This window comes from Azospirillum sp. Marseille-Q6669 (assembly GCF_965111635.1).
This window is the reverse complement of sequence record NZ_CBCOOP010000008.1, coordinates 65546-88780: the sequence shown is the minus strand read 5'-3', so window position 1 is coordinate 88780 and position 23235 is coordinate 65546. Positions and strand designations below refer to the sequence as shown.

The window sequence follows — 23235 nt, the reverse complement described above, 5'->3', positions numbered from 1 at the left end:
CGTCCTTTGATCGCACGGTCGTTGGTGGAGCTGAGAAATGTCAAAGAAGCGCGCTAACATACCCTTGTTCATTCAGGGGGAGCTAAGGAAAACCATAGCCCTCGAAGAAGACGTCAGAGGCTACATGCCATCCATTCAATTTAGCCACCAGAATGGACAGTACGGTGCGTTTGTTACTTTCCACCACAAGGAGTATCGCTCACTTCCTGCGGTTTACGAATATCGCGAAGACCGGACGAAGGGCGCATATTTCTGGCGACGCTCAAGTGACTGGCTAGACTGAATGGCGACACGAGGCTGCCCCCTAACCGGGGCGGCCCTTGCCGTTTCACCGGTTCCGCGCGTTGCCGACGTTGAACGCCAGCATGTCGAGCACCTTCCGCGCTTTGGCGGCCCACTCGTCATCCTTCGGCGTCGGGGTGACGGAGGCGATCACCGCCGCGGTGCCGATGACGGACGAGGCGACGATGAAGATGGTGCCGATGTTCTCGATGAGCCACATGATGAATGCCCCTCCTTTGGGCACAGAAAAGCCGCCGGGCGGGATGCCGGGCGGCTGGTTGACAATTCGAGGCGTGGTTGACAAACCGGCGCGCTGTTGACGTTTTGGCGGATTTGCCCACGTTGACGGTGCTGGGCTTTACGGAATCGGGTGCGGATTATGCGCGCGGCTATGCGTGGCGGGTTGGACTATTAGAAAAGCGCACATTCATCAGGGTCCGGCGGGCGATCACCGAACAACCTCCCTCGCTCAGGGAAATGAACGCCAACAATTGTTGCGTAAGCCGGATACAGAACAAAGTGCACAACCATTCTTGTGGCGAATGGAATAGGCTCCAAAGGCCCACGTCGAGCTTTCGGCGCGTACACAACAATCCTACGCGTATAATCCTCTCCAAGATTAATACCTTCATAGAATCGTTTAGCAGCAGACACCATGTCCCAAAGACCGGCGATCTGCTGATCTGCAGCTTTAAGCTCACGCCGAAGAGCGTCAGAAATATTGATAACGTGCGATCCAGCCACGATTATGCATGCGCCCAAGCTCGAATTTCTTCGGGGCTCGCGTCGATGACCTCTTGATTGTCAGGCTGCAGGCCTTCATCCATGACCGCTCGAAACCACGCCTGCATACGCTCAGCGTCAATGTGATCGTCACAGTAGCGAAGGCGCGGAACGTTGGCTTCAGAGCGTACTTGCTCCCATGGCGCACCTGGAATGTGCGTCATTCCGACCAGCGTTCCTGGTTCCATTCCGCCATATGTACGATAGACCTGTTCAATCAGATCTATGACTCGTGGCGCAAGAACATGCTCAGGCTGAGTATCTACTATAGAGTCCGGAATGTCGCCCTGGCCAAAGTGCTTCATCCTTCGATACACACTTGGTAGAGCTGGACCGTTCGCCCACGCCTGAAACTCTTCATCAAACAAAGGCGCGCCCGTGATCGCGAGATGCCAGCCCTCGACAAAATACAGCAACTTCTGAAGCGGCAGAGGCGAAAGAGGTTTCCCCGCCTCGTAGCTCAGTTGGATCAGGCGATCAGTCGCTGCTCGGATCATATCGGTCATGTCCGAATTTGAGCATACCAGCGGAAGACTGTCCAGAAATGGCGGGAATGCTTTGTCTACACATATTGTTGCGCCGCCCCTGATAAGGAGGAAAACGTGTTGAGTATGAGGCATATCAGCCACAAAGGAGTGAACCATTTGAGAACATCCGACGGACGCGAAGGACGGTGCCTCTCCCGCTTTCGAAGGCGTTTCTCCGGAAAATGCAAGCGAATCGAGCGAAGCTGATCCTTTCCATCCCCCCTCACACCAGCCCCAGCGCGATCGCCGTCCGCGTGTCCACCCGCCCGGTGATCGGCAGCCGGTGCACCGCCTGGACCTGCTCGACCGCATTGGCCGTGCGCCGCCCGAAGTCGCCATCCTCCACGATGGCCGGGAAACCGCAGCGCTGGAGCGCACGCTGCAGGGCCGCCACGTCCGGCCCGACGTCGCCGATCCCCAGCACGCCGTCACCCGCTGCGCCGCGAACCCTCTGATAGGCAGCGGCCAGCTTCTCGTCGTAGGCATTGGCCGCGAATGCCGTCCCGTTGTAGCCACGGGCGAAGTCGGACCAGCGCTTGCTCCGCAGGGCCGGCAGCAGCCCGCGCGCCACGACGAAGGCGTTGAAGGCGGCGAGCTGGGCGGCGGCACTGTCCGCCATGGCCCGGACGAAGGACTCGACGTCGCCGAAGCCGCACATGGCGTGGTTGCTGCCCAGGATCTGCGGCATGCCCCAGGACGCGGCCTTCAGGGCGACCGCCGGCCCGATGGCCCGGTGCTGGCAGGCCCGGTTGAGCCGGTCGTATTCGCCGGCCGCCGTGCTGGAGTAGAGGCCGCGGTCCCAGCTTCGTTCCGCCAGGCCGGGCACCGTCACGCCGCCGTTGAGGCGGTAGGCGATGTGGGCCTCGAACAGGATCGGCATGCGGCCATCCGCCCGGAAGGCGCTGCGGCCGCCGGTCTCCACGATCAGAACGGCGCGATAGGCCGCCTCTTCGACGCCGAGGGCGGCAGCAGCGGCGGCAATGTCGTTCGGGACGAGCGGGCGCGCGGCGCCGACGACGGTGGGCAGGCGCACGGCTTCGGCCGCGCTGGAGGGCGTGGTGATGATCATCGGAAGGGTTCCTTCATTCGATAGCAAGGGAGGCGGTGGCAGCCCGTTTCCCCGGCTGGTCGGGATCGGGCGGGGCCGGTAGGGTGGCCGTTCATTGCAGCGGGCTCGCGGCCAGCCCGAGCGAACCAAGCTCCGACAGAGGAGCGGGCCGCCCATTCTTCGTCAGGATCGGATCAGCGGGTTGCGGCGTTCGCGCCGAGCCGCAGGTGGCCGGCGCTCATCCCCCTGCGGGCGACGATGAGCTGGTGCGCCAGAAGCAGGCGGGCAGCGGGTTCGTTCCCGCCGCAATCGGCCAGGGCCTGCGTGGCGACCTGCTGGGCGTCGTGCTGGCCCGGCTCGTTCAGCTTTTCCATGGCCGCTCTCCGGGCACTTGCCGCGCTGTGGGCTTCGAGCCGGCCGGTGCCCCACGGGCTTTTGCTTCAGCGACCGCGGCGTCTTCGACCAGCCGCTGGTTCGTCGCCATCAGGTTCTCGTTCTCCTGCTGGACCCGAACGAGCGCGGTCCGGGCCTCGTCCCGCTCGGTCCGCGTCGCGGCAAGCCGCTCCTCCGTCATGCCGATGCGGGCTTCGAGCTGGCCGCGCACCTTCACTGCCTCGTTTCGCTCGTGGGCCATGTCGGCGATGTTGGCCTGGAACTGCACCACCTGTGCTCGGAGGTCGGCGATCTGTTGGCGGAGGTCGGCGCGGATCTCCGCCTCCATCTTCGCGGCCCGGTCCTGGCGCCCGAAGGACACCAACAGCCGCCACGCGACGAGACTGCCGCCGACACCGGCGGCGACCTGCGAATAGATGTTGGACAGGACACCGCCGTCGGCGGCGGACGATGGATCGGGCATGGGACCTCCTGCAGCCCAGCGCGGTGGCGCGGGCATAGAAAAGGCCGCTCTCGGCGGCCGGGATCGTGGACGGGGTTGGGAGTCTTGTCGCGGGCGGTCAGGCCCGGAGGTGGGTGCAGGCTTGGAAGACCTGGACGGGCGTCTCGGCGGCTTTGACGGCCTCCACGGCGGCGCGGCGCTTGCCCTCCAGGTCGGCGTTCGTCGCCGTCCAGGCGGAGGAGGTGGCGCGGACCAGCGCGGCCACGTCTTCCAGAGTGGAGCCAGTGGCGAGCGCTTCGGCCTCCAGATACGGGAACGGCCCGGCGTCGCCCGCGGCATGCCGGGCCGCCTCGTCCTGCTTTTCGAGGTACGTCGCGCTCTGGCCGGTGGTCACGGTGATGTGCAGGCCGCGCAGTTCACCGACGCGCTTGTTGATGAGGTCCACCGCGGCGGCTTTCAGGTCGGCCAGCGGAACTACCGGGGCGGCGGGCGGCGCGGGGATGACTTCGCGTTCGGCGGTCACGTTGCCGTCGGCGTCGAACTCCCTGACGATGATCGGCTTGGCCGGCGGCAGGGCCGCAGCGGCAAGCGCCCGGACCTCGACATTGCCGGCCAGCACCCTGGCGATCTCCTCCGGCGTCGCGTCGAAGACGTCCAGCGGCGCGTCCGGGCAGCGCGGGCCGAACACAGCGGGCTCCAGCTCGTCCCCGGTCAATGGGTCCAGCATCGCCGGCTGAACCTCAACCCAGTCCCACCGGTAGAGCAGGCGCCCGCCCTTGTAGCTGTCGGGCATCTGGTCAGGCTGCATAGCTGGTCTCCTCGCTGATGCGGTTGATGATGAAGGTGGCCTCCCAGCGGATGCGCTTGCCGGACACCCCGGTCACGCGGGCGGACACCCAATCGCCGACAATCGCCAAGGTGGCGTCAGCTGTGCCGGTGACCTCAGTGTCCGTCCCTACCGGCTGGACCGCCCCCTGGAGCGTGATGGCGCCGCCCGCGTCCCGGTAGTAGGTCGCCCGCCGACCGTAGCTCCCCCGCTCGGTGTCCGCAGCGCCGACGACGCGCCCAATGATCCGGGCCTCAATGATGACGGTCTCCCGCTCGCCGACAGGGACGCGCGGAGCCAGATCGAGGGCCGCCCCATCGGTGGTCGTTCCACGGGCCACGAAGCCGCCGCCGACCGGGCGCGGGCCGCCCACGGCGATGGCCTCCTTGCCGCCGATGGCGTCACCCACGAAGCCAATCTCCGCCGCGGTGCCGATCAGCAGCGAGCCGCCGCGCAGGGAGACGGACCGCACGGTGTCGGACGTGGTGGCCGCCAGAACAGCCTCGTCAAGATAGGACACCCGGCGCAGACCCTGGAAGACCGACACCCCGTCGCCGGTCCCTACCGCCAGCCGGCCCGTGAGCGGGTCTTGGCTGAGGGCCGACACGGCGTTGCTGGTGCCGCCCAGCAGCGCCTTCGCGCCGGGCTGGAACAGCGCCGGCTCGTCCACATACATCTTGCGAATTTGCGCGGGGGTGGGGGCATAGGCAGCAAACCGATGGAACAGCATCGTGGTGTTTGCCGCGGGGTTGGTACCGTCCGGGCGCACGCCGATGCGGGTGACGGCAGCAGCGTTGTTGACGTTCTGAACGTCTGCAATGGTTGCGACGCGCACGCTGTCCACCCACAGCTCAAGCACACCGGATCGGCGCACCGCCATGATGAGGTGCAGTACGCCATCGTTGAGCTGGGCCGGCCCGGTCAAGACATTGGTGCCGACAATGGCGCGGGGAAAACCGCCACCGAAGTCGATGGCGAGGCGCATCCCGGCCCCTGCGGTGTCCTGCCGCCACCACAGCGCCTCAGTGCCCGGCACCGTAATCTTGGCCCAGCACGCAATCATGAAATCGCCCGTACCAACGTCGTAATCGGCGTTGTAAGGCTGTTCCAGATAGTTCGGGACGCTGAACCCTGACCACGCCACCACGTCGGAGCCGGTCGCCACCGGGTTACGCTGGAGCGTCCCGTAAACGGGGAACCCCTTGCCCTTGTAGCTGCGATCCGGGGCGGCGAGATTGCATGAAATATTATCGAATTCGACGTACGCGCCAGCCGCCGACTGCTGCACAAACACCCACACCGCCGTCGTCATCGACGTGGCGGTGAACTGCATAAGCCGACCCGACACGCCTCCGGCCGATACATAAGACTCAGCCAGGAGCAGCCCCAGATAGCCGTCCTGCCTCACCTGGATGGACGCCACAGCCCCAGCGTAACCGCTTGCGTCCACGTCGATCTTAAGCAGATATGTGCGGCCAGCTACCGTCGGCAGCACCTGATACGCTCCGGCGTTGGCTGCGCCAGATGACATACAGCGCAGCCGGCCCGACATGACCGACAGAGACGCGCCATTGACTGCCGTCCAACCCGCCGTGCCCCCGACGAAATCCCCGTTCGTGACCAGTTCGCCCGAGCCACTGATACTGCCCGTCGTCGCGTCGCAGAGTGCGGCAAGCCTGATATCACCCGGCATCCAGCCGGTGGCGTAGGCGGGCGTGGAATAGGCCACCATGCCTGCGGCATCCAGGCCATAGTCTTTGGCGAGGAAAGTCAATCCACCGCCATTCCGCCCGCCGACCGCGCCGTCGCCCATGATGTAGGCCGCGTTGGCGCTGCTGTTGATCGGCAGGCCGCCATAGGTCGTGCGGTAAGCCCCAAACCGCTGAACCACCGTCGGCGCGCCGGTCGCGTACGGCAGCGCGACTTCCACCGCGTCGAATCCGAGCTGTTCGCACATGAGCGTCCCGCGCTCGGTGAGGTAGACGCTGGCACAGTTGGAGAGGCCGGTGGCCGTCGCCACCGTGCCGTTCGGGTGGATGACTGCGACAACGCCGCCCGCCCCGCATGCCACAGCCACCGTGGGGATTGGCATACCGGCGGCATCGAGGGGGGCGCCGGGGTAAACGCGAGCATGCACAGCGTTGATGGCGTTCGCTGGCAGGGCGCCAGAGGCAATGACGACGCCCTCCTGCAACACCGTGTTGCGCTGGGCGATAGTGCCGAGCCGCCGCCGCCGCCCGCTGTTGTCGTGCCTGTCGCACCAGTCACCGGTCAGGCTGACGATGTGCAGGCCCGTGCCGACGCCGAAGTAGAGGTACCCGTTTCTTGCGTGGACGCTGGTGATCGGCCCGGCGGGGCCGCAAAAAATCAGCCCGTTACCGGTTGGATTGGACGCCGCCCACAGGCGCGGTGCCCCGGTCAGCGGGTCGGGGTCCAGCGCATCGAAGATGTACCACTGCTCCCGCAGCGCGACGATCAGTGCCACCGCCGGGAAGTCACGCTTTACCCCACGGTAGACACCCTGCGCCTCGTGCCAGTACGACAGGTGCGAGCACCGGCCCGGCTCGTTCCACCGTCGGCCATCCGCCGTCAGATCATCAAGGCGGGTGTCGTAGACGAAGACCTGCGCAACGTTCGGCGTCGACAACAGCAGCTTGTCCACCGACGGGAAGGCGAGCGCTTCCGTGCTGCCCTTGGTGATCTGTGCCACCAAGGCCTGACACAGTTGCAGGATGGTCGCCACTGACGCCTGGGCGGCTACGAAGTTGGCTGCGGACAGGTAGGTCGCCATGTCGTCCAGGCCCTGGGCGATCAGCCCCAGCGCCTTCGGAAAGTTGGCGTCCATCCCGCCGGGTCCATCCAGGCCGCCGGGATTGGTGCTGGGATTGTAAACGTCGCCGTTGATGGCGCGCAGTTCGGTCGCAGTGGTCACGTCGTGATCTCCTCAAGAGAGGTCGTGGAGGAGGTATGGGAGGAGGCAAACCAGCGGTTGGTATGGTCGCCGCGCCGTTGGAAGAGCCCGCCATACCGAAAGCACGCCGCCGGATCGTCGATGTTGGGGAGCCAGACCACCGGCTTTGAAAAGTCCACGCGCTTGGCGAGGTCGAACAGGCTGTCCCGCATCTGGCGGTTATTGGCCTGCCGGGGGATGGTCACGGTGCGGTAGCCGGTGCCCGGCTCCACAGAGACGCCGCCGCCGGGGAAGCGTGTCACTTCGTCGGTCGAGACGTAGCCGTCCTCGGCGTCCAGAGAGCGCCAGAACTGGAGGCTGTCGCTGAGCCAGCCGTAGCCCAGACTGTAAGCGTCCGCGTCGGTCCCGTCCGGCTGATAGGAGGCCCCATAGAAGGTCCAGCGGCAGGAGCCGACCCGGCAGAGGGGAAAGGTGACGTGCAGGTTCGTCGGGTAGAGAGCGAAGTCCTCCGCCGGCAGGTCGCCGCGCCAGAGGTTGGAATCGCCCCAACGAAGCTGCCGCCAGTCCAACAGCGACGGCACCACGGCCCGGTCCCGGCCTGTGGTGGGGTTCCGCGTGTCGAACAACAAGCCGGTGAACGTGGTCGAGGCGAACAGCTCCAGCCGGTACCGGGCGGCCTGTCGGAAGCTGGTGCGGAACCAGCCGGCGTAGGTGCAGGCGTAGCGCTCCGGGAACACCGCCTCGATCACCACCGGGTCCGCGGCGGTGCCGAGCCGCTCCGACACCGCCGCGGTCAGCAGGGGGAGAGACTGGCAGGACGCGAGCGGCGAATTGGGCGACCAATCGGCATTGCTGGTCAGCGTCGCAGCCGGCCAGCGGTTGCGATCAGCGAGAAGGCCATAGCCCATGGGCTGCTACTCCCGAACGACCAGGGTGGGGATTTTCGAGCGGGCGTTGTTGATCCGCCCGATGACCGTGACGAGGCGCCCCGCCTCATAACCGGCCAGATCATCGAAGACCTGCAACACGGCGCGCCGGTCGATGCCGGGGGCGCCGTCCTGGGCAACCAGGTCGTAGACCCGCCGAACCTGCTTCAGCTCGGCCAGAAACTCCGCCTGCTCGGCCACCGCCTGGGTGCGGTCCCACAGCAAGGTTTCGACCGTGGGCGTCCGAGCGCCCGGATAGGCCGCTGCGGTCGCCTCGTCGGTGTCGGTCACCTCGCGCCACAGCGCCTTGTGCAATTGGACATCTTCATCCAAGGCATCGCCGACGATGGTCTGCGTGACCTTCGGCAGCCCCGCATAGCGCAGGGTCACCGTCTTCGCCGGCAGCCCCCGATCATTGGTGTTGCGCGGCGTCAGGCCGGGCGTGTTGATCCCGCGCCGGTAGACGCGGGCCGCAGGCGCCGCGGGCGCCAGCAACCGACCAACGGTCAGCAGATCATCGGCGGTCACGATCCAGTAGCCGCGCGCCAGCGAGCCGAGCACCTTGTCCAGCGCCTCGCGCAGGGTCGGGCTGGAGCCGGTCGGGATCGCATAGCCGACCTCGCGCGGCACGGCGTCCAGGGCCGCGACCGACGCCGTGTCCAGGCGGGCGAGCGGCACCTTGCCGGCAACTGTCACGGCCAGATGCTGGGCCACCTCCCCAACGTACCGGCGCCAGACGCCGCCGGTCTTATCGCCCTTCACCTCGCACAGGATCTCCGGCGGGCGACTGCCGGTCACGATGATCCCGGTGGCCGGGTCCGCCTTGAACTCGTTGCTCGCGGGGGTACCGGTTGTGCGCGGGATCAGCCGGAACCCACGGTCCCAGAGGGTCGGCACGCCTTCGATGGGGTGCCCGCCGTTGACGCTCCAGTGATACAGCCCGCCGATGATGCCGAGATAGGTTGGCTCCATGTAGCAGTGGCCGAAGGCCCGCTCCTTCGTCCTGTCAGCCAGGGATTCGCCGTCGCTCGCGCCGTACTTGTCGGAGAGCAGGGGATCGTCAAAGTCGGCCTCCCGGCCCCTCACCGACAGGTTGATGGTGCTGCGCTTGGAATCCGGGTCCGGCATCTCCATGGTGACGCTGGCCACCACCTGGGCGGTGCTGTAGGCCGCCCCCTCCTCGATCACCTTCTCAACCAGCGGCCAGCCAGCCAGGGCGTAATCGGTCAACAGCGGGTTGAGTGGCCGGGCCGGCAGCGTGACGGTGATCCAGGCATCCGCCGTCACGTCGTAGACCCGCACCTGTCGGCTCCCCTGCCAATCGCGAGCGTTGTCCAACTCGATGGAGCCGAGCGTGACCCGCGTGGCACCCATCGTCTCGCCAAGGCTGGCGATGGACAGCGACACGTCGGAGGGCTTGCCGACCAGGGGCAACCAGGGCAGCGATTTCGGCGTGTCACCGGGACCGGACCGGTAACCCGGCTTGGTCGCCAGGAACCAACGGTGGGTGTGGCCGGACGCCAGATGATAGGCGTCCAGCTCGATCAGGTGGATTGTCGGCATCAGAACCCTCCGGTCCCGGTGATTTTCTTGTCCATGCCCTCGGCGGCATCGGCAATGCGGTCGAGCAAGTCCGCATGCTGCTGGGCGATCTTGGCGCGCTGCTCCTGGTCCATGTCCTCGTTTCGCTCCAGGATGCGTGCCAAGCGCTCGACGGCTTGCCGAAGCAGCCGCAGCTCAGCCGCCGTGCGCTCGTCGCTGCCGGACCGGCCCTGCGCCGGGGCGTAGTCCTGCCGCCGGATCGGCGTGACGTTGGGCGCCCAGAGGTCGTTGGATGGTGGCGTGATGCCCCCAGCCTCGTACCCGACACGCCCCCAGCCCGGCAGGGCGTGGTGCTCGTTGATGTAGTCGATGGTCGGCTTGCCACCGATTGCAGCGGTGGCAGGCGCCGTCAGGATGCCCTCCAGCCCGGCCAGCCAGATCGGCATGCCGCCCGGCCCGCGGGCGACAACGCTGTCCCGACCGGGGGTGCCGTTGGCGACGATCCCACCATTCTCGTAGCCCGGCACAACGCCGCCCTGTTCGAAGGCCACCCACTGACGCGGGTCGCCGGTCGGGCGGGTGCGGACCATGAGGCCGTCACCGTCCACGGCTCGCTCCAGCAGCTTCTGCATTCCGGCGGCGGAGTCCTTGGTCCCGACCGCGGCTTCCTTGATGGAAGCCAGGATGCCCGACATCTTGTCGTCGATGCTGCGGCTGATCTGCACAGTCTCTGTCGTCTCCACCGACTGCGTGACCGTGCGCGTGATCGTGCCACCAGGAACCAGAACGGCGCCGGTCGCCGGGTCGATCTGCTGGCCGATGGTCCGCTGCACCGACCCGGGCAGGATGATCGCTGCCTGCTCGGCGGCCGTCAGCGGGCGGCCAAGCTGCTGCTCGACGCTGCGGATCACCGTGGCCGCCGTGACCAGCCCTGCCCGCTCCTCAATGGTCAGGTCCCGGCCAAGCTGCTGGGTGACCATCCGCTCGACAGCGCCGCCAACCACCAGCGCGGCAACTTCCGGGGCCGACAGGTTGCGGGCGAGATGCTGGCTGATGTCCCTGGTCACGGCCCCGGCGCTGACGATGGACGCCGCCTCCGCCGCCGTCAGGGTGCGCCCAATCGCCTGCTCAATGGTGCGCGACACCGACCCTGACTGGACAATGGATTCCACCTCAACCGCCGTCAGCGTCCGGCCAAGCTGTTGCTCGACGGTCCGCAGCACATCACCGCCGCCCACCAGCGCCGTCCGTTCGGCGTCGGTCAAGTCCCGGCCCAGCGTCTGCTGCACGTCGCGGGTCACCAGGGCGTTGTCCACAAGCCGCCCCAACTCGGCGTCGGTCAGGAAGCGGCCAATCCGCTCTTCCACCGTGCGCAGCACCACTGCCGCCTGCGTCAGCTTGGCCTTGTCGACGTCGGACAGCGCCGAAAGCTGTTCGGTGATGACCCGCACCGTGGTCAACTCGACCTGCACGTTCACCGAGCCGCCGAGCTTCCGCAGTTCCTCCAGCATCTGCTGGTCGTAGCTCTTGGTCGCCGGCAGGTTTTCCAGGCTGGACATCACCCACGCCCGCATCGTCTGCGTCTCCGTCCCGGAGGCCGTCAGCGCCTCCTGCGACAACAGCAGCCGGTCGGCGGCACCGGTCAGGCGGCCATAGGCCTCCACGTCGCCCCCACGGGCCAGAGCCAAGTCGCGGGCAAATTGCGCCTGCGCCGCGTCTCGCGCATCCTGCGGAGAAACGCTGGTGCCGGCGGTCGCCCGCTGCTGGTCCAGCCACCCACGGACGGTGCCGCCAGCGCTGATGAGCGCCTGCTGTTTGGCGGCCAACTCGGCCTGCGCTTTCGCTGCCTGCTGGGCAGCGAGTGCCTGGCGCTCGGTCGCCTGCACCTCCAGCAGCTTCGCGCGGTAGACCGCATCGGTGACGCTGCGCAGTTCGCGGTCCTGCTCCAGCAGCAGGGCGCGCATGTCGTAGGCGTCCTGGGCTGCCTGCTGCTGCGCCGGGTCGCCGGCCAGCATCTGCACGCTCGCCTGCTGCTGCCGAAGGTCAAGATCACTCAGGAGCTTGTCGCGGACCTGCCCGGCGCGCGTGTCCGCCCACAGCGCGGCCACCGGGTCCGTACCCCGGACGGCGTTCGCCAGCCGGATGATGGCTTCCAGGCTGGCCGCGGTGTCGCCCATGCTGCCCAGCAGGGACTCCATCTGCGCGCCGTAAAGCTCGACAGCCTTCTGTCCGTCCTGACCGGCGGCAAGAAGCTGTTCGGCGACCTTCGTGAAGGTCTCGCGGATCGCCAGGGCGGACGAGACTTCGTTCTGCCCACGTGCGGACCGGATCTCGGCGTCAATCAGCCGGTCGGTCGCCCGCTTTTGGCTCTCGGCCAGCCCGTCGACAGCAAGGCCCAATTCAATCGCGCGGTCGCGCATCGCCAGGAAGGACTGCGTGACCTCGGTCACCGCCCCAGCGACCTGTGCCGGCTGGGCCGCGCCCACAGCGTCGAACGCCTTGGCGAAGTCGGTGCTGGCGAGCTGGAGATCAGCGACGAACTGCTCGACACCGCTGGTCACGCCGCGATCCAAGACGACCTGGAGATTGTCGGCCACCTGCGCCGGTAGGTCGCCGCGCTCGAACCCAGCCTTCATGTCGGCTGCAAACTGCTTAGCGAACCACGCGGCCAGCCCAGCGCTATCCTCCTCTCCAAAGCTCTGGGTCTGTCCACCATATTCCGCGCGCAATCCGTCCCGGTCGCCGACCGCGATCAAGCCGCGGCCCTTGATCTGTTGGCCGGGCAACAGCGCTTCCAAGGTCGCGGCGAGCTGCTGGATCTGGCCGCCGATGCCCTGCGCGGCCTGCCGGTTCTCGGCGGAGAACTTCTTCCCCTCCTGCCCTCCGACCGTGGCAGCGCCGGTCTCGAAGTTGATGCTAACGTTGCCCTCGCGGTTGCTGGGCTTCTGCCCACCGAACAGCCCGCCCAACAGGGACGAGCCGATGGCGACCAGCGGGGCGAATGCCTGCGCGCCAGGAATGAACATCATCGCAGCGGCGGCGGTGTTGCCGATACCACCGACGACGTTGCCCTGCTTGAAATTCATAAAGGCGTTGACGCCATACCCGACGGTGGACAGCGCATTCCCGACCGTGAACCCCGGAGCGCCGCCAGCCCCCTGCGCCGTCATGGCGCTTTCCGAGCCGCGAATCATGCCGTTTGCCGCAGTCGGAGCGCCACCCAGATTGAACAGCTTTGCGTCCATGATGCTGCCGGTGCCGCTCAGGCCGAGCGATTCCAGCGGCTTCTTGGCCCACTCCCCAAGCGCCGAGCCGAACTGCTGGACTGACGCCATGATGCCCTGCGGTCCGCCCGCGGCGACCACCTGCCCGGGGATGCCGCCGCCCTTGATGCCCGACAGGGCGCCGACAATGGACAGGATGCCGCCCACCGCCTGCTGAGTGCCGCCCACCATCATCATGGCGGACTGCTGGGACGCCTGCGCCATGTCGCGAGCGCTCTGAACGTTCAGCTTGGCGGCCTGCCCCTGCGCTTCGGCAGCGCTGATAGCATTCTCACGGAGCTTGTCCATGGGCCGGGCAACGACCTCAATGGACTTCGCGGTATCATCATTGGCCGCCGTGAGCCCGAGGGCGGCGTCGATGGTCGCCCGCTGGGCGGCCGTCCATTCAGCCTGTGCGGCGGTGCTGGAGCGCTGGACCGGCACGGCGTCGAGCCGGGCCGCCATCTCGTCTTCCATCGCCCGTGTCACGCCCGTCGCCTGGGTGCCGGCCTCCTGCATGGCCCCGGTGAACTTCTGGATGTAGGCGACGGTTTCCGCCGGCAGCGACGCATCGCCGCGCTGCCATGCCTGGGCGCGGGCCGGGCCAGTGTTGTAGGCGGCGGCGGCCATTGTCCAGTTCCCGCCGAACTGGCGGCCCAACATCGACAGGAATTTCACCCCGCCAGCGATGTTTTCGCGCGTGTTTGTGCCATCAACGCCGAGCCAATCAGCGGTACCGGGCATCAACTGCATGACGCCCTGTGCGCCGGCGGAGGACGTCAGAACTCTTCCGTCTGCCGCGTGCTGGCGATACCCGGATTCGATCTTGGCAACGGCCAGAGCGACTTCCTCCGGAACCCCCTGCGCGCGGGCTTCGGCCCGGATCGTATCGACGATGGCGCCGCCATTGGCGATGGCCACCGGCACTGGCCCGGACATCGCCTGGGCTGCAATGGTGGAGACGTCCAGGGCGGTGTTGCCGGCGGAGGCGACACGAACCCACATGGGGTTGCCCTGCGACCCAACCGCCCCAGACTTTCCGCCGGTCAGCCCCTCGAAAAGCGCGCGATAGCCGCCGGGGTCGTTGTCGTTGACCGGCTGCACGAAGTTGTCGTTGGCCGGCGCCGGGGCAAGCACCTTCGTCATGGTCCCGGTCAGCCAGTTCTCCAGCGGCTTGGTCACGGTCGCGCGCAGGAAGATGCGCTCAATGTCGGACTGAAGCCCCTTCAGGATGTCGCTCAGCTTGCCGCCGGCGAGGACGGCGTCCTCGAATCCCTTGCCGATCACGGACGCAAAGTCGCGGGATGCCTCCGTGGCATCGGCGACACGGGACCGGTACTCGGCAACGGCGCCAGCCTGGGCAATCCATGCGTCACGGGTTTCCTGCGGCACCTGTGCCCAGTCCCCAGAGTTCTGCACCTCCAATTGGGCGCGCATGATGGCGACGGAGCGCTCCCGCTCCGCGTTGCTCATGCCGAGCATGTCGTACTCTGCACGGGCCAGCGCGAGGTCCTGATTGCTCTGACGTATGGAAGAGTTCACACGCCCGGCGGCATTCTGCGCTTCGAGCGCACGGGTGCCGGCTTCAATGGCCTGGGCGCGGGCGGAATCGAGATCGACGCCTTCCTTCAGGATCTGCGCGCGGATTCGATTCTGGATGTTGGCTTCGGCGACGGCGGCGCCGGACTCCGCCTCTGCCTGGGCCAGCCGCCGGGCGGCGTCGATTTGGTCCGCGATATCGCGGTTCCATGCCCGCTGCTGTGCGGAGAGGTCGGCCAAGGACTTCTGGTAGTCCAGCGCGGCCAGGGTGAGAGCCTTCATCCGGTCCACGCCGCGGGCCAACTGTTCCGCTAGCACGTTCTCCGACCGGGCCCGCGCCATGGCGATGTCGCCCCCGCGCGCCTGCGCGTCGGCAAGACGCTGTGCAGACGCGACGGCAAGCTGGCCGTTTGCGATTGAGGCGTCCACCTGGGCGTTGAACTCGATCATGCCCTTGGTGAGCGCATCCTGCTTTGCCTGCTGTGCGGCCTGCACGTCGCCGAGTGGGTGCGTGGCGTCGGTCGTCTCCCGGATGACCTTGTTGTAGGCAATCTGCGCTTGGGCAGCGATCACGGCTGCCGACGATGCGGACGCCTGCGCTGCCGCCAGAAGCCGCGCGTCCTGAATGGCTTCTTGGGCAATCCGGTGGTTGTCCTTGGATTGCGCTGTGTACTTGGAGTCCAGACCAATATTGATGTCAGCCATCTCCTGCGCAGTCAGCTGGTCACCCGGCTGAGCGCCGCGACGTTGCAAAATGGCCTGACGCTGCTGTTCGAAATCGCGCGCCCGGCCCGCGGCGGCCTCCGCTACTTTGCCCTGTCGCTCCATTTCCAGGGCGAACGCTTTGGCTGGGTCCATCGCATCCAGGAGTTGGGCCTTGAAAAGGGCCAACGCCCGATTCCCCTGCTCTTGGAGTTCCGGATACTTCGCCACCGCATCATTGACAAGTTTCTGGGCGTTCGCGAAGTTGGTCGTCGCGGCTTGGGCCGGATCGACTGAGCGCGCGAAGTCACCAACGGTGTTGCTCGTCCTTACGAAGTCTGCGCGCACCCCCGCTGCCCACGCCTGGATAGAGTCGTCCCGTTCAAGCTGTTCCAGGGCCGCAAGCTCTTCAGCGTCGGACTGGCGCATTCCGCTGGTCAGGTAGATGCCGCCGGCCTGCTGGAGTTGCAGCGTCTCGATGCGCTTCTGGCGGGAAGGCTGGCCCGCAGCCTCACCAACCCATTCCACTCCATCAGCCGCTTGCTTCTTGATCCACTCCCATGCCTTGCCGAGATCCGACATGCGCTCGGCTGCCGCCTTGGCACGATCCTCAATCCCCTGAAGGAGGAGGGCCTGCGCGCGCTCCAGGTTACCCTGCGCCTGGTAGTTCTTGATGAGCTGCCGCTGAGCGTCATCGAAAACACCGTACTTCGTCGTCAGTTCGTCGACGGCCTTCGACGGATCAGAGAACAGTTTGGCAAGATCGTCGCTGGCAGACTCGACGTCCTGCGCGGTGGCGAGAGCCCAGCCCTTGGTGGAGGCCGTCAGATCGGCCAGCACGGCCCCGCCGATTTTACCGGTGCCTAGGTAGGCGTTTTGAATATCGCGCGCGGTGTCGGTCGATATCCCGGCGGCGTCGCCGACAGCTTCAGCCTGTCGCAGCAGGGCGGTCGTCGTCATCCCCGCCGATTGTCCGACAAGTGCATTAATGCGCTCGACTTCCTTGACCTCTGCCCGGTAGCTCTGCACGGCATAGATCACGCCGACGAATGCTGCTCCGATTGCAATGATTGGAGATGCCATAAGAGCAAAGCGGGCAGCGGCAAGCGCTGCCTCCTTCCCGGCCAGCAGGAACACGTCGACGATCTGCGGCCCCTGCTGGATCAGGATCATCAGTGGGTCCATGCCCATTGCGGCGGTGGTGAATACATCGCTCAGCTGCGGCACGAGAAGCTGAGCAGCCCTCATATGGGTGACGGCGCCGCGCGCGGCATTTTGATGTGCCGCACCTTCCTCATTCAGCACCTTGGTCAAGGCAGCGTGCCGCTCCGGGGACAGATCGCCGCGGTCGCGGGCGCCATCGAGACGCGCCTGCTCCTCGGCCATACGCCGGGCCGCTGCGCCGGACTTGTCCAGACGGTCCTCAAGGGCCTGTAGCGCCGCGGCTTCTTCCCGAGCGGCAACAGCCGCTGGCGACAGTGCGGCCTTTACGTGGTCCATATCGGCGGCCATTTCCGCTGTGGAGGAATGGACGCTCCGATGGTAATCCAGCACATTCTTCAGTGCTGCATCGTACCGTTGCTGGGCCGCCACCGCGGGGTCGATACTCGCCATCACCGATTTGTAGGAGGCGGCGAGCCGGTCGTTCTCCACAGCCGCCCGTTCGGCGGCCTGGGCCTGCTGCCGGGCTGCTTCTTCCTCGCCGGTGATACGGCGGCGAAGGCGTTCGTAAGCCTCATCATCGTCGATGATGTTCTTCTGGCGGAGAAGGCTCAGTTTTTCGAGAGCATCGTCTCGTCGGTCGAGCGCGAGGGTTTCCCAGTCATAGGAAGCCAGCAGTTTCTGACGGATGGCGAGGAGGCGCTCGATCTCCTCCGGGTCTTCGGGTGGCGGGCTGGGGGGAGTCGGCGGTGATGGCGGTGCCGAGATGAAGGAGGATGCGAGGCTAGCATTGGAAACTGGGGCGTATCCATTCGGAATCTGGAGCGCCATCTGCTCCTTAAGCGACGTGGTGGTGGCGTCGATTGCGACGGTCTTCTTTTTCTCCCGCTCAACGACCTGACCAGCCAAATCGTTAAGCCGCTTCTCGCTCGCCTCCGTGGCCACCAGCATCGCGTTGCGCTGCTGCTCGGTGGCCAGCAGCCGATTCAGCGAGCCATCAAGTTCGGTGGTGGTCCGCTTCAGTTGTTCATCGGCCCGCACGAGGTCCGCCGCGACCCGGTTCTCCTCCTTTTTGATTGTGATGAGCTGGTTCGAACGGGCTTCCATGTCGGCGATGATGCCGGCGCTCGCACTCTTCGCTGCGGCGACACTGTCCGTTGCGGCCTTCGCGGCAATCTCAAGGGCCTGTTCGGCAGCGGCGCGCTCCTGGGCGGCGATCTCGGTCTTGGCGCCCTTGTGCAACTCCTTGATCCGCACCCACTCCGCCTGGGCGCCAGCGATGCGCTTCTGCGCTTCCTCCTTGACCAGCGCGAGCTGTTGGTCGAGGTGCGCCCGTGCGTAAGCGAGCATTTCCTTCTGGGCTGCACGGGCAGCCGTCACCGCTCCCTTTCCACCGGCATCCATGATACGCGTCATGTCGGTGGAGAGGCGGTTGATGTCGGCAACGATGTCGCCTGTAAACTTCGTCTTTCCGATCTGCTGGAGACCGGCAACGACATCCTTCGCGGCGCTCCGCACGATGTCGAAGCGGAAGTTCAGCTCTTCGACCGCACGGGACTGCGCCCTGAAGGCATCGTCCGCAGCCTTCACCTGTGCTTCCATCACCTTCATCTGGCGCTGGAAGATCTCCGCCGCCGACGCGCCTTTCCCGAGGGTCGCGTTGTAGCGGTCCATGGCCGACATGCTGCTGTTGGCGGACCGGTCGATGTCCTCCAGCGAGCGGCGGACGACGCGGGCACCTTGTTCAACACCGGACGGATCAACAGCAACGGAGAGGACTGCATCGACCATGGCGATCTCCTAAAACGACGAAGCCCGCTTCCGGTCGGAACCGGAGCGGGCTTCATAGGGAGGCGTAGGAATCAAAATGGCGCCTCGCGGCGCCGTCGTACTGGAAAACCGAAGGCAGAAACCTTCAGGGGTTGGACATTCTCCCGCTCTTCCGGAAGGGCAAGACACCTTGGCCGCTCACACGCGCGATGTGCTCGGCGATGAAGCGCCGCCCTTCCTTCTCCAGCCAATAATCCACGACATGGGATGGGAACATGCGCCGGCCGGTTACCGGACAGAGCTTCACTGGCACCTCCCATTGGGCGCAGATGTGAGCGAGGCGATTGCCCATGCCCTGGGTGAACCGGCGCCTGCCGCGGACTGGGACGCTGAACTTCTTCGCGATGGTCAGCGGGGCGATGTACTCCTGGACCGCGGCACGGGGGTCGGTGGCCATCTTGGCTTCGACGGTCTGCTCCACGACTTCCGTCACCATGTCCTTCAGTCCCATCATCGCGGCGGTCATGGCTGCGCCGACCGTCTTCGTCACCAGGGATTCCAGGGTCGCCGGATCGAAACCGCCGACCTTCAGCATGGTCTCCATCCGGTTGAAGGCGTCGATGTAGCATTCCTTGAACGCCGCCGCCGTCTCTCCGGTGAACCCCATGACGAGGAACGTAAAGCCATCCTTGGTCATGTTGATCGACGTGAGCGTTTGGCCCAAGTGATTGATTTCCCGAACTTCCTCAAAATTGAGGGAGCGGAAACGGGCGGAGCACGACAGCCCTTCAATGGCGCGGGCCACGTTGTCGTGACGCTTGCCAAAGCAAGCCGCCACATCGCGGCTATTGGTCCAGATGGTTCCGTTCCGCTCAAACACCAGCGGCGTCTTTCCTTCGAAGCTCATGTAGATGGTCTCCAGTGTGGCGGCCGTTGGCCCACCCGGCACGCACGGGGATCGCTCACGCGATGCAGCCGCCACACTAAAGTTGGCGAAGCTCAATCGCATGCTCCGCGGGGCCAACCCGCGGGGGCCGAACTTTCAGGATGGTGAAAAAGCAAAACCCGCCGCGGAGGAACCGGGCGGGCATTCAGCGATTTGGGAATCGGAGGGGGTGCGATTTGGGCAGGCGCACCGGTCCCCCTGGGAACTTATAGGACGCGCAATGGAATGCGGTCTACGCCCAGGAGTTCGGATTTCCCATTTTCGGCGAGGTCGCATTGTCGCTGTATCCGCACTTCGGCGTGTCGCGGACAGGCGCCTGGGTTTCCTGGATGGTCCGCTCGCCGTCGGGGCCCATCACCGTGCGGCTCATCAGATACTCGACGCTGGCACCGCCCGAGGGATTGGCCGGGCAGGTGTTCTGGCTATGGTCCATCATGAGCGGCTACGAGACGGAGCCGTTGGTGCTGATCTCGGATAACGCGGTGATGGTCTTTAGCACCAGGGTGGGGATGATGGTAAGAACCACCTTGCGCATGCGTGGTCGACATTTTTGCACCGACATGGCACATTCGCGTAACTCACTTTAGCTAGGCACGGCCTTTTAACAAATGCGGAAAAATGCGGCCAAAGCACTTAAGTTTGTGATTGGAAACCCCACTTGTAGGTCAGTCGTTACGTCGCTGATGAACATACTAAACTCTGCATTTGCTGGGTTTTTGGTGTTTGAGATGACGTCGGCTGTAGTAAAGACTACAGAAGATAAAGGAGCTGTCGCTACGTTGACCATGAACTGGGGGAGTTACTCGGATGCGCGCTCCTTCTGGATACTCTTGTTTAGCGTCATCGTTACAGGATTATATATTTATGCTTCTGATAGATATGATCGAGGAGTTATGAGATATGGAGACATGAAATTTATTAGAGCTTTAGCGACACAGAGGCACATTGAGGATTTAATTGCCAAGACAAGCGATGACATAAAACAGGGAAAGATTAACAGTCTTTCCGATGTCCTGAAGAGGTACGAAGATGACGGCAAAATTTAAGTTTCGTAGATTTATTGGTGCTCCTATTACCGGAGAGGCTGGGAAGGTCCTCATAACCGATCATGCAATGTCACATTTGAGCGAAATTGATGATCGCGACAAAGTCGAAAACCTGCTGCGCCACGTGAAAAATCTCGAGGTCGCGCCAGAGAAGGCGGGCGCTAAGTATGTCAGGAATTCATTGGGGAAAGATATTTTAATGATTAAAGAGGATAATTTTAGAGCTTACGTTCTAAAATCAAGCGATCCGAAAAACAATAAGCCTGTTTACTACGTAATGGGCGTCGAAAAGAAAAATAACCCAAAAAACGAACAAAAAGATACCCACACCTTTCATGCGGGATATCGCAAAAGAATGTTTTGAAGCTTATCTACCGCCCAGGGGGTGAGCGCATTATAAGGTTTATAATGCGCATAAAAAATATTCTAAATTTGAAATCAGCCGTGTGTTATGGATATTTTTCAATAATCAAAAGAGACTTCGCTTCAAGGATACCATCATGTATCCTACTTCGGGGGAAGGGCGGTTTTATGGTTCCGCCCCGCCCTCTTTCGGCTTCAGGAACTCCAGGTCCATCGCATGGATGAGGTCCCAGAAGTCGTCCAGGTCATCGGGATCGTCGATCCCGCATTGCTCCCGCCCGTACTGAGCGACCGCCGTCCATGGGATCTGTCCCGGCGCCATGCCTACGCCCCGGCAGGTGGTGAGCCGCCAGAAGGCGGCCCACACCCAATCGAGGGAATGATCGTTCTCCGGTTCTCCGTCCAAGGCATTCGGGTCGAGGCCGGAGGCGACCAGACCCTCAAGTAAGTCCCGCTTGGGCTCCCAATCGAGAGTCCACCTCAGGCGGTCACGGAGTTTCCCGACTGGTCCTCCACGACCTTCTTGCGGAAGTTGCCCATTTCGGCCGCTTCCTTGTAGAAGTCGTTGAAGCTGTCCGGCTGGAGCGTGAACAGGGCGACGGCGTTCTCGACGCTGAACGGCGCCTCGGCGTTGGGGTCGATTCCTTCGGGGACGGTCTCGTAGATGTCGGCCATGACGACACCCTCCCACTTCGGGAGGAGCAGCTTTTCCGCAGCGGCCTGGATCAGCAGCTTCTGGAAGATGTCCTGCTGCTGCTGGGCCAGCGTCTCGTCATTCGCGCCGACCTTGGCGTTCAGGAGGCGCTCATGCGGCTTACGGAGGACCGTCATGCGGGCCTGGAAGGCGGTGTTGGAGCCACCGGCGCGCTTGGACCAGAAGATCCAGTTGCCGATCTCGATGCGGATGCCGGTGGCGGACTCCAGGTCACGGTCGGTGCGATAGAATTCACGGTTGGTCAGAACGGTCATGATCTCAGCTTTCCAATGTCGGTTGGATGGGATGGGGTAGGGCGGTGCCGACACACCGCCCCGTGACGCTCGCTATGGACGAGCGCCATTAACCCCGCCGGCCAGGGGCAGGCAGGTTTCCCGGCTGTCGGGCCGGGGTCTCGGTGTTCTGTTCGGGTTGGCCGCTCAGCTCCGGCGGCGGGTCCGCTCGGTGCTGGGGGGCGTGGTCTCGGCGGTCGATTCCGCTTCCGTGACCGGCTCCGGCTGCTCGCCCAGATCCTCGACGGGCACCGGTTCAACGGTCGCCTGTTCAGCGGTCACTTCCGGCTCCAGCTTGGTCCACATCTCGGGGTGGGAGATGGACAGCACCTCGGCGTCGGCCTCGAAGGCATCGACCTTCTGGAAGCCGTCTGGAAGGCCGGTGACGACGACGCTCTCGACGTCACCACCCTCGGTGCGCCGGAAATCGGAACGATCCGGGTCGGTCCAGATGAGGCGGAAGCCGGTGTCCTCGACTCCATTGATGGTGATCGTCCAGGTGTGGCCCTCGGCCCGCTTGATGCGCGCGGTCTGCATCGTCACTTCCCTCACGCCGCCAGCCGGTCGAGCTGGAAGGTCTTGCCGGTCACCGGGTCCGGATTGCCCTCGATCTCGAACTTCGCGACAACCGGCTGGTTGCGACCACCGGCCACGATCTCGGGGTTGTTCAGGAAACCGTTCAGGACGGTGAGGACATAAGCCTGGCCGGCAGCGTCCACCTGCCGGAAGGAGAGCGGCCCCGTCGCCTCGTTCCGGTACCGGTCGTAAAGGTCGAAGGTCTTGAAGTAGATTTCCGCGGTACCGTTTGCGGAGAGGTCGCCGCGGATCATCCCCTCGGCGCCGGTCGCACCCATGCCGTAGTAGGCGGCGGCACCTTCCTTCTGGAAGTTCAGGTTGAGCGCCCGCACCGTCGCGGCGACGACGGCGCCGTCCAGCAGCAGCCCCTGGAAGCCAGCGACATTGTCGATGACCTGCCCGGTGGGCGCCGGCATGACGCCCCCCGTCGAACTGTCGCCAATGGCCTTGGCTTCCTGCTTGCTGAGGGCGTTGAAGCTGCCCGAGGTGAACTGGCCCTGCTGCGCGTTGATGCTGCCACCGGTGAGAAAGGTGCCCGGATAGGTCAGGTAGCCAGCGCTGCCGAGCTTCTTCTGCACGAACAGCGTCTGGACGTCGGCGCTGTTGCGAATCATGGAGCCCTTGATGGTCACGGCGGCGGCGGCGGGGGTTTCATCCACCAGCGTCTTGCCGACGACGACCAGGGTCTGGTTGTCGGGCTTCGACCAGACCTGGACGTAGAACGAGGGGCCGTTCCCGGCGGGGCCAACCGGGTTGCAGCCCTTCACCTTGATCCACTGCCGGACCTGCACGTTCTGGAACTTGTTGGCGGTGGTGCTGGTGATCTTGTTGCCGCTGGCGGCGAAGGAGATATCGCCGCTGGCCCCGGTGATGTTGAGCTGGGCGCTCCACGACGCATTCAGCAGCGAGCACCAGAGATCGTCATGCGTGCCGAACGACATCGCGAAGTTCAGCGAGCCGTCCGCCGATTCCTGCGTCGTCACCGCGGCGGAGACCTGCGCGGCATCGTTGATCTCCTCCGGCCGGCGGCGCTCCTTCTTGCCCTTGAAGCCTTCGCCGGTAAAGCGGACGGCCTGGAAGGTCGTCGCCGGGGCCTCGCCCCAGACGGTTTCGAGTCCGTAGGACAGCTCGACATTGCTGGTCTCGACGGCACCCTGGTAACCACTGGTTCCCATTGGTTCACCTCATTGTGGATGTGGAAA

Annotated in this window: 17 protein-coding genes; 1 reads left to right on the top strand and 16 read right to left on the bottom strand. The window is 64.8% G+C overall.

The window, feature by feature from the left end; translation table 11 throughout:
• Positions 1-328: 328 nt before the first annotated feature.
• The 12 genes from ACWPXE_RS32850 to ACWPXE_RS32795 all read right to left on the bottom strand — a co-directional run bounded on the left by ACWPXE_RS32850 (position 329) and on the right by ACWPXE_RS32795 (position 19497).
• Positions 329-502: a hypothetical protein gene (locus ACWPXE_RS32850; RefSeq protein ID WP_454021220.1), complete on the bottom strand. Its 174-nt coding sequence runs from the start codon at positions 500-502 to the stop codon at positions 329-331.
• A 526-nt stretch (positions 503-1028) separates the two neighbouring features.
• On the bottom strand, positions 1029-1571 hold the full coding sequence (locus ACWPXE_RS32845; RefSeq protein ID WP_376998730.1) for a Panacea domain-containing protein: 543 nt from the start codon (positions 1569-1571) through the stop codon (positions 1029-1031).
• A 244-nt stretch (positions 1572-1815) separates the two neighbouring features.
• Positions 1816-2661: an N-acetylmuramidase domain-containing protein gene (locus ACWPXE_RS32840; protein WP_454021219.1), complete on the bottom strand. Its 846-nt coding sequence runs from the start codon at positions 2659-2661 to the stop codon at positions 1816-1818.
• 173 nt (positions 2662-2834) lie between these two features.
• Positions 2835-3014 (bottom strand): hypothetical protein, encoded by a 180-nt coding sequence (locus tag ACWPXE_RS32835; RefSeq protein WP_454021218.1) that lies wholly within the window; start codon positions 3012-3014, stop codon positions 2835-2837.
• The gene (locus ACWPXE_RS32830; RefSeq protein WP_454021217.1) at positions 3002-3496 is read right to left on the bottom strand and encodes a hypothetical protein; all 495 of its coding nucleotides are present in this window, start codon (positions 3494-3496) and stop codon (positions 3002-3004) included. The genes ACWPXE_RS32835 and ACWPXE_RS32830 overlap by 13 nt, the downstream gene beginning before the upstream one ends.
• Before the next feature lie 97 nt (positions 3497-3593).
• Entirely contained in the window at positions 3594-4283 is a 690-nt protein-coding gene (locus tag ACWPXE_RS32825; RefSeq protein ID WP_454021216.1) for a hypothetical protein, read from the bottom strand.
• Positions 4273-7233, bottom strand: a complete 2961-nt coding sequence (locus ACWPXE_RS32820; protein ID WP_454021215.1) for a hypothetical protein — start codon at positions 7231-7233, stop codon at positions 4273-4275. Before ACWPXE_RS32820 ends, ACWPXE_RS32825 begins: the two co-directional genes overlap by 11 nt.
• Positions 7230-8120 (bottom strand): hypothetical protein, encoded by an 891-nt coding sequence (locus ACWPXE_RS32815; protein ID WP_454021214.1) that lies wholly within the window; start codon positions 8118-8120, stop codon positions 7230-7232. Before ACWPXE_RS32815 ends, ACWPXE_RS32820 begins: the two co-directional genes overlap by 4 nt.
• A 6-nt stretch (positions 8121-8126) precedes the next feature.
• Positions 8127-9701: a hypothetical protein gene (locus ACWPXE_RS32810; protein ID WP_454021213.1), complete on the bottom strand. Its 1575-nt coding sequence runs from the start codon at positions 9699-9701 to the stop codon at positions 8127-8129.
• Positions 9701-18136: a phage tail length tape measure family protein gene (locus ACWPXE_RS32805; protein WP_454021212.1), complete on the bottom strand. Its 8436-nt coding sequence runs from the start codon at positions 18134-18136 to the stop codon at positions 9701-9703. The genes ACWPXE_RS32810 and ACWPXE_RS32805 overlap by 1 nt, the downstream gene beginning before the upstream one ends.
• 124 nt (positions 18137-18260) lie before the next feature.
• Positions 18261-19022 carry a Rha family transcriptional regulator gene (locus tag ACWPXE_RS32800; protein WP_454021211.1) on the bottom strand — a complete coding sequence of 254 codons (762 nt, stop codon included), beginning with the start codon at positions 19020-19022 and terminating at the stop codon, positions 18261-18263.
• A 271-nt stretch (positions 19023-19293) separates the two neighbouring features.
• Positions 19294-19497: a hypothetical protein gene (locus ACWPXE_RS32795; RefSeq protein ID WP_454021210.1), complete on the bottom strand. Its 204-nt coding sequence runs from the start codon at positions 19495-19497 to the stop codon at positions 19294-19296.
• Positions 19498-20090: 593 nt separating this feature from the next.
• On the opposite strand from ACWPXE_RS32795, the gene ACWPXE_RS32790 reads away from it, so the two are divergent.
• Positions 20091-20471 carry a hypothetical protein gene (locus ACWPXE_RS32790; RefSeq protein ID WP_454021209.1) on the top strand — a complete coding sequence of 127 codons (381 nt, stop codon included), beginning with the start codon at positions 20091-20093 and terminating at the stop codon, positions 20469-20471.
• A 165-nt stretch (positions 20472-20636) separates the two neighbouring features.
• Here ACWPXE_RS32790 and ACWPXE_RS32785 read toward each other — a convergent pair whose 3' ends face one another.
• The 4 genes from ACWPXE_RS32785 to ACWPXE_RS32770 all read right to left on the bottom strand — a co-directional run bounded on the left by ACWPXE_RS32785 (position 20637) and on the right by ACWPXE_RS32770 (position 23208).
• Positions 20637-20906, bottom strand: a complete 270-nt coding sequence (locus tag ACWPXE_RS32785; RefSeq protein ID WP_454021299.1) for a phage tail assembly chaperone — start codon at positions 20904-20906, stop codon at positions 20637-20639.
• Between the two features lie 44 nt (positions 20907-20950).
• Positions 20951-21439 carry a hypothetical protein gene (locus tag ACWPXE_RS32780; protein ID WP_454021208.1) on the bottom strand — a complete coding sequence of 163 codons (489 nt, stop codon included), beginning with the start codon at positions 21437-21439 and terminating at the stop codon, positions 20951-20953.
• Positions 21440-21604: 165 nt separating this feature from the next.
• Complete coding sequence (locus ACWPXE_RS32775) at positions 21605-21994, bottom strand: hypothetical protein (protein ID WP_454021207.1); 390 nt, start codon at positions 21992-21994, stop codon at positions 21605-21607.
• An 11-nt stretch (positions 21995-22005) separates the two neighbouring features.
• Positions 22006-23208: a phage tail tube protein gene (locus tag ACWPXE_RS32770; protein ID WP_454021206.1), complete on the bottom strand. Its 1203-nt coding sequence runs from the start codon at positions 23206-23208 to the stop codon at positions 22006-22008.
• Positions 23209-23235 lie beyond the last annotated feature (27 nt).

What these genes read in the sequence shown, in the direction of transcription:
- ACWPXE_RS32850 (WP_454021220.1), bottom strand. Translation starts at nt 502, where the DNA reads ATGTGGCTCATCGAGAACATCGGCACCATCTTCATCGTCGCCTCGTCC.
- ACWPXE_RS32845 (WP_376998730.1), bottom strand. Translation starts at nt 1,571, where the DNA reads ATGACCGATATGATCCGAGCAGCGACTGATCGCCTGATCCAACTGAGC.
- ACWPXE_RS32840 (WP_454021219.1), bottom strand. Translation starts at nt 2,661, where the DNA reads ATGATCATCACCACGCCCTCCAGCGCGGCCGAAGCCGTGCGCCTGCCC.
- ACWPXE_RS32835 (WP_454021218.1), bottom strand. Translation starts at nt 3,014, where the DNA reads ATGGAAAAGCTGAACGAGCCGGGCCAGCACGACGCCCAGCAGGTCGCC.
- ACWPXE_RS32830 (WP_454021217.1), bottom strand. Translation starts at nt 3,496, where the DNA reads ATGCCCGATCCATCGTCCGCCGCCGACGGCGGTGTCCTGTCCAACATC.
- ACWPXE_RS32825 (WP_454021216.1), bottom strand. Translation starts at nt 4,283, where the DNA reads ATGCAGCCTGACCAGATGCCCGACAGCTACAAGGGCGGGCGCCTGCTC.
- ACWPXE_RS32815 (WP_454021214.1), bottom strand. Translation starts at nt 8,120, where the DNA reads ATGGGCTATGGCCTTCTCGCTGATCGCAACCGCTGGCCGGCTGCGACG.
- ACWPXE_RS32810 (WP_454021213.1), bottom strand. Translation starts at nt 9,701, where the DNA reads ATGCCGACAATCCACCTGATCGAGCTGGACGCCTATCATCTGGCGTCC.
- ACWPXE_RS32805 (WP_454021212.1), bottom strand. Translation starts at nt 18,136, where the DNA reads ATGGTCGATGCAGTCCTCTCCGTTGCTGTTGATCCGTCCGGTGTTGAA.
- ACWPXE_RS32800 (WP_454021211.1), bottom strand. Translation starts at nt 19,022, where the DNA reads ATGAGCTTCGAAGGAAAGACGCCGCTGGTGTTTGAGCGGAACGGAACC.
- ACWPXE_RS32795 (WP_454021210.1), bottom strand. Translation starts at nt 19,497, where the DNA reads ATGATGGACCATAGCCAGAACACCTGCCCGGCCAATCCCTCGGGCGGT.
- ACWPXE_RS32790 (WP_454021209.1), top strand. Translation starts at nt 20,091, where the DNA reads ATGACGGCAAAATTTAAGTTTCGTAGATTTATTGGTGCTCCTATTACC.
- ACWPXE_RS32780 (WP_454021208.1), bottom strand. Translation starts at nt 21,439, where the DNA reads ATGACCGTTCTGACCAACCGTGAATTCTATCGCACCGACCGTGACCTG.
- ACWPXE_RS32775 (WP_454021207.1), bottom strand. Translation starts at nt 21,994, where the DNA reads ATGCAGACCGCGCGCATCAAGCGGGCCGAGGGCCACACCTGGACGATC.
- ACWPXE_RS32770 (WP_454021206.1), bottom strand. Translation starts at nt 23,208, where the DNA reads ATGGGAACCAGTGGTTACCAGGGTGCCGTCGAGACCAGCAATGTCGAG.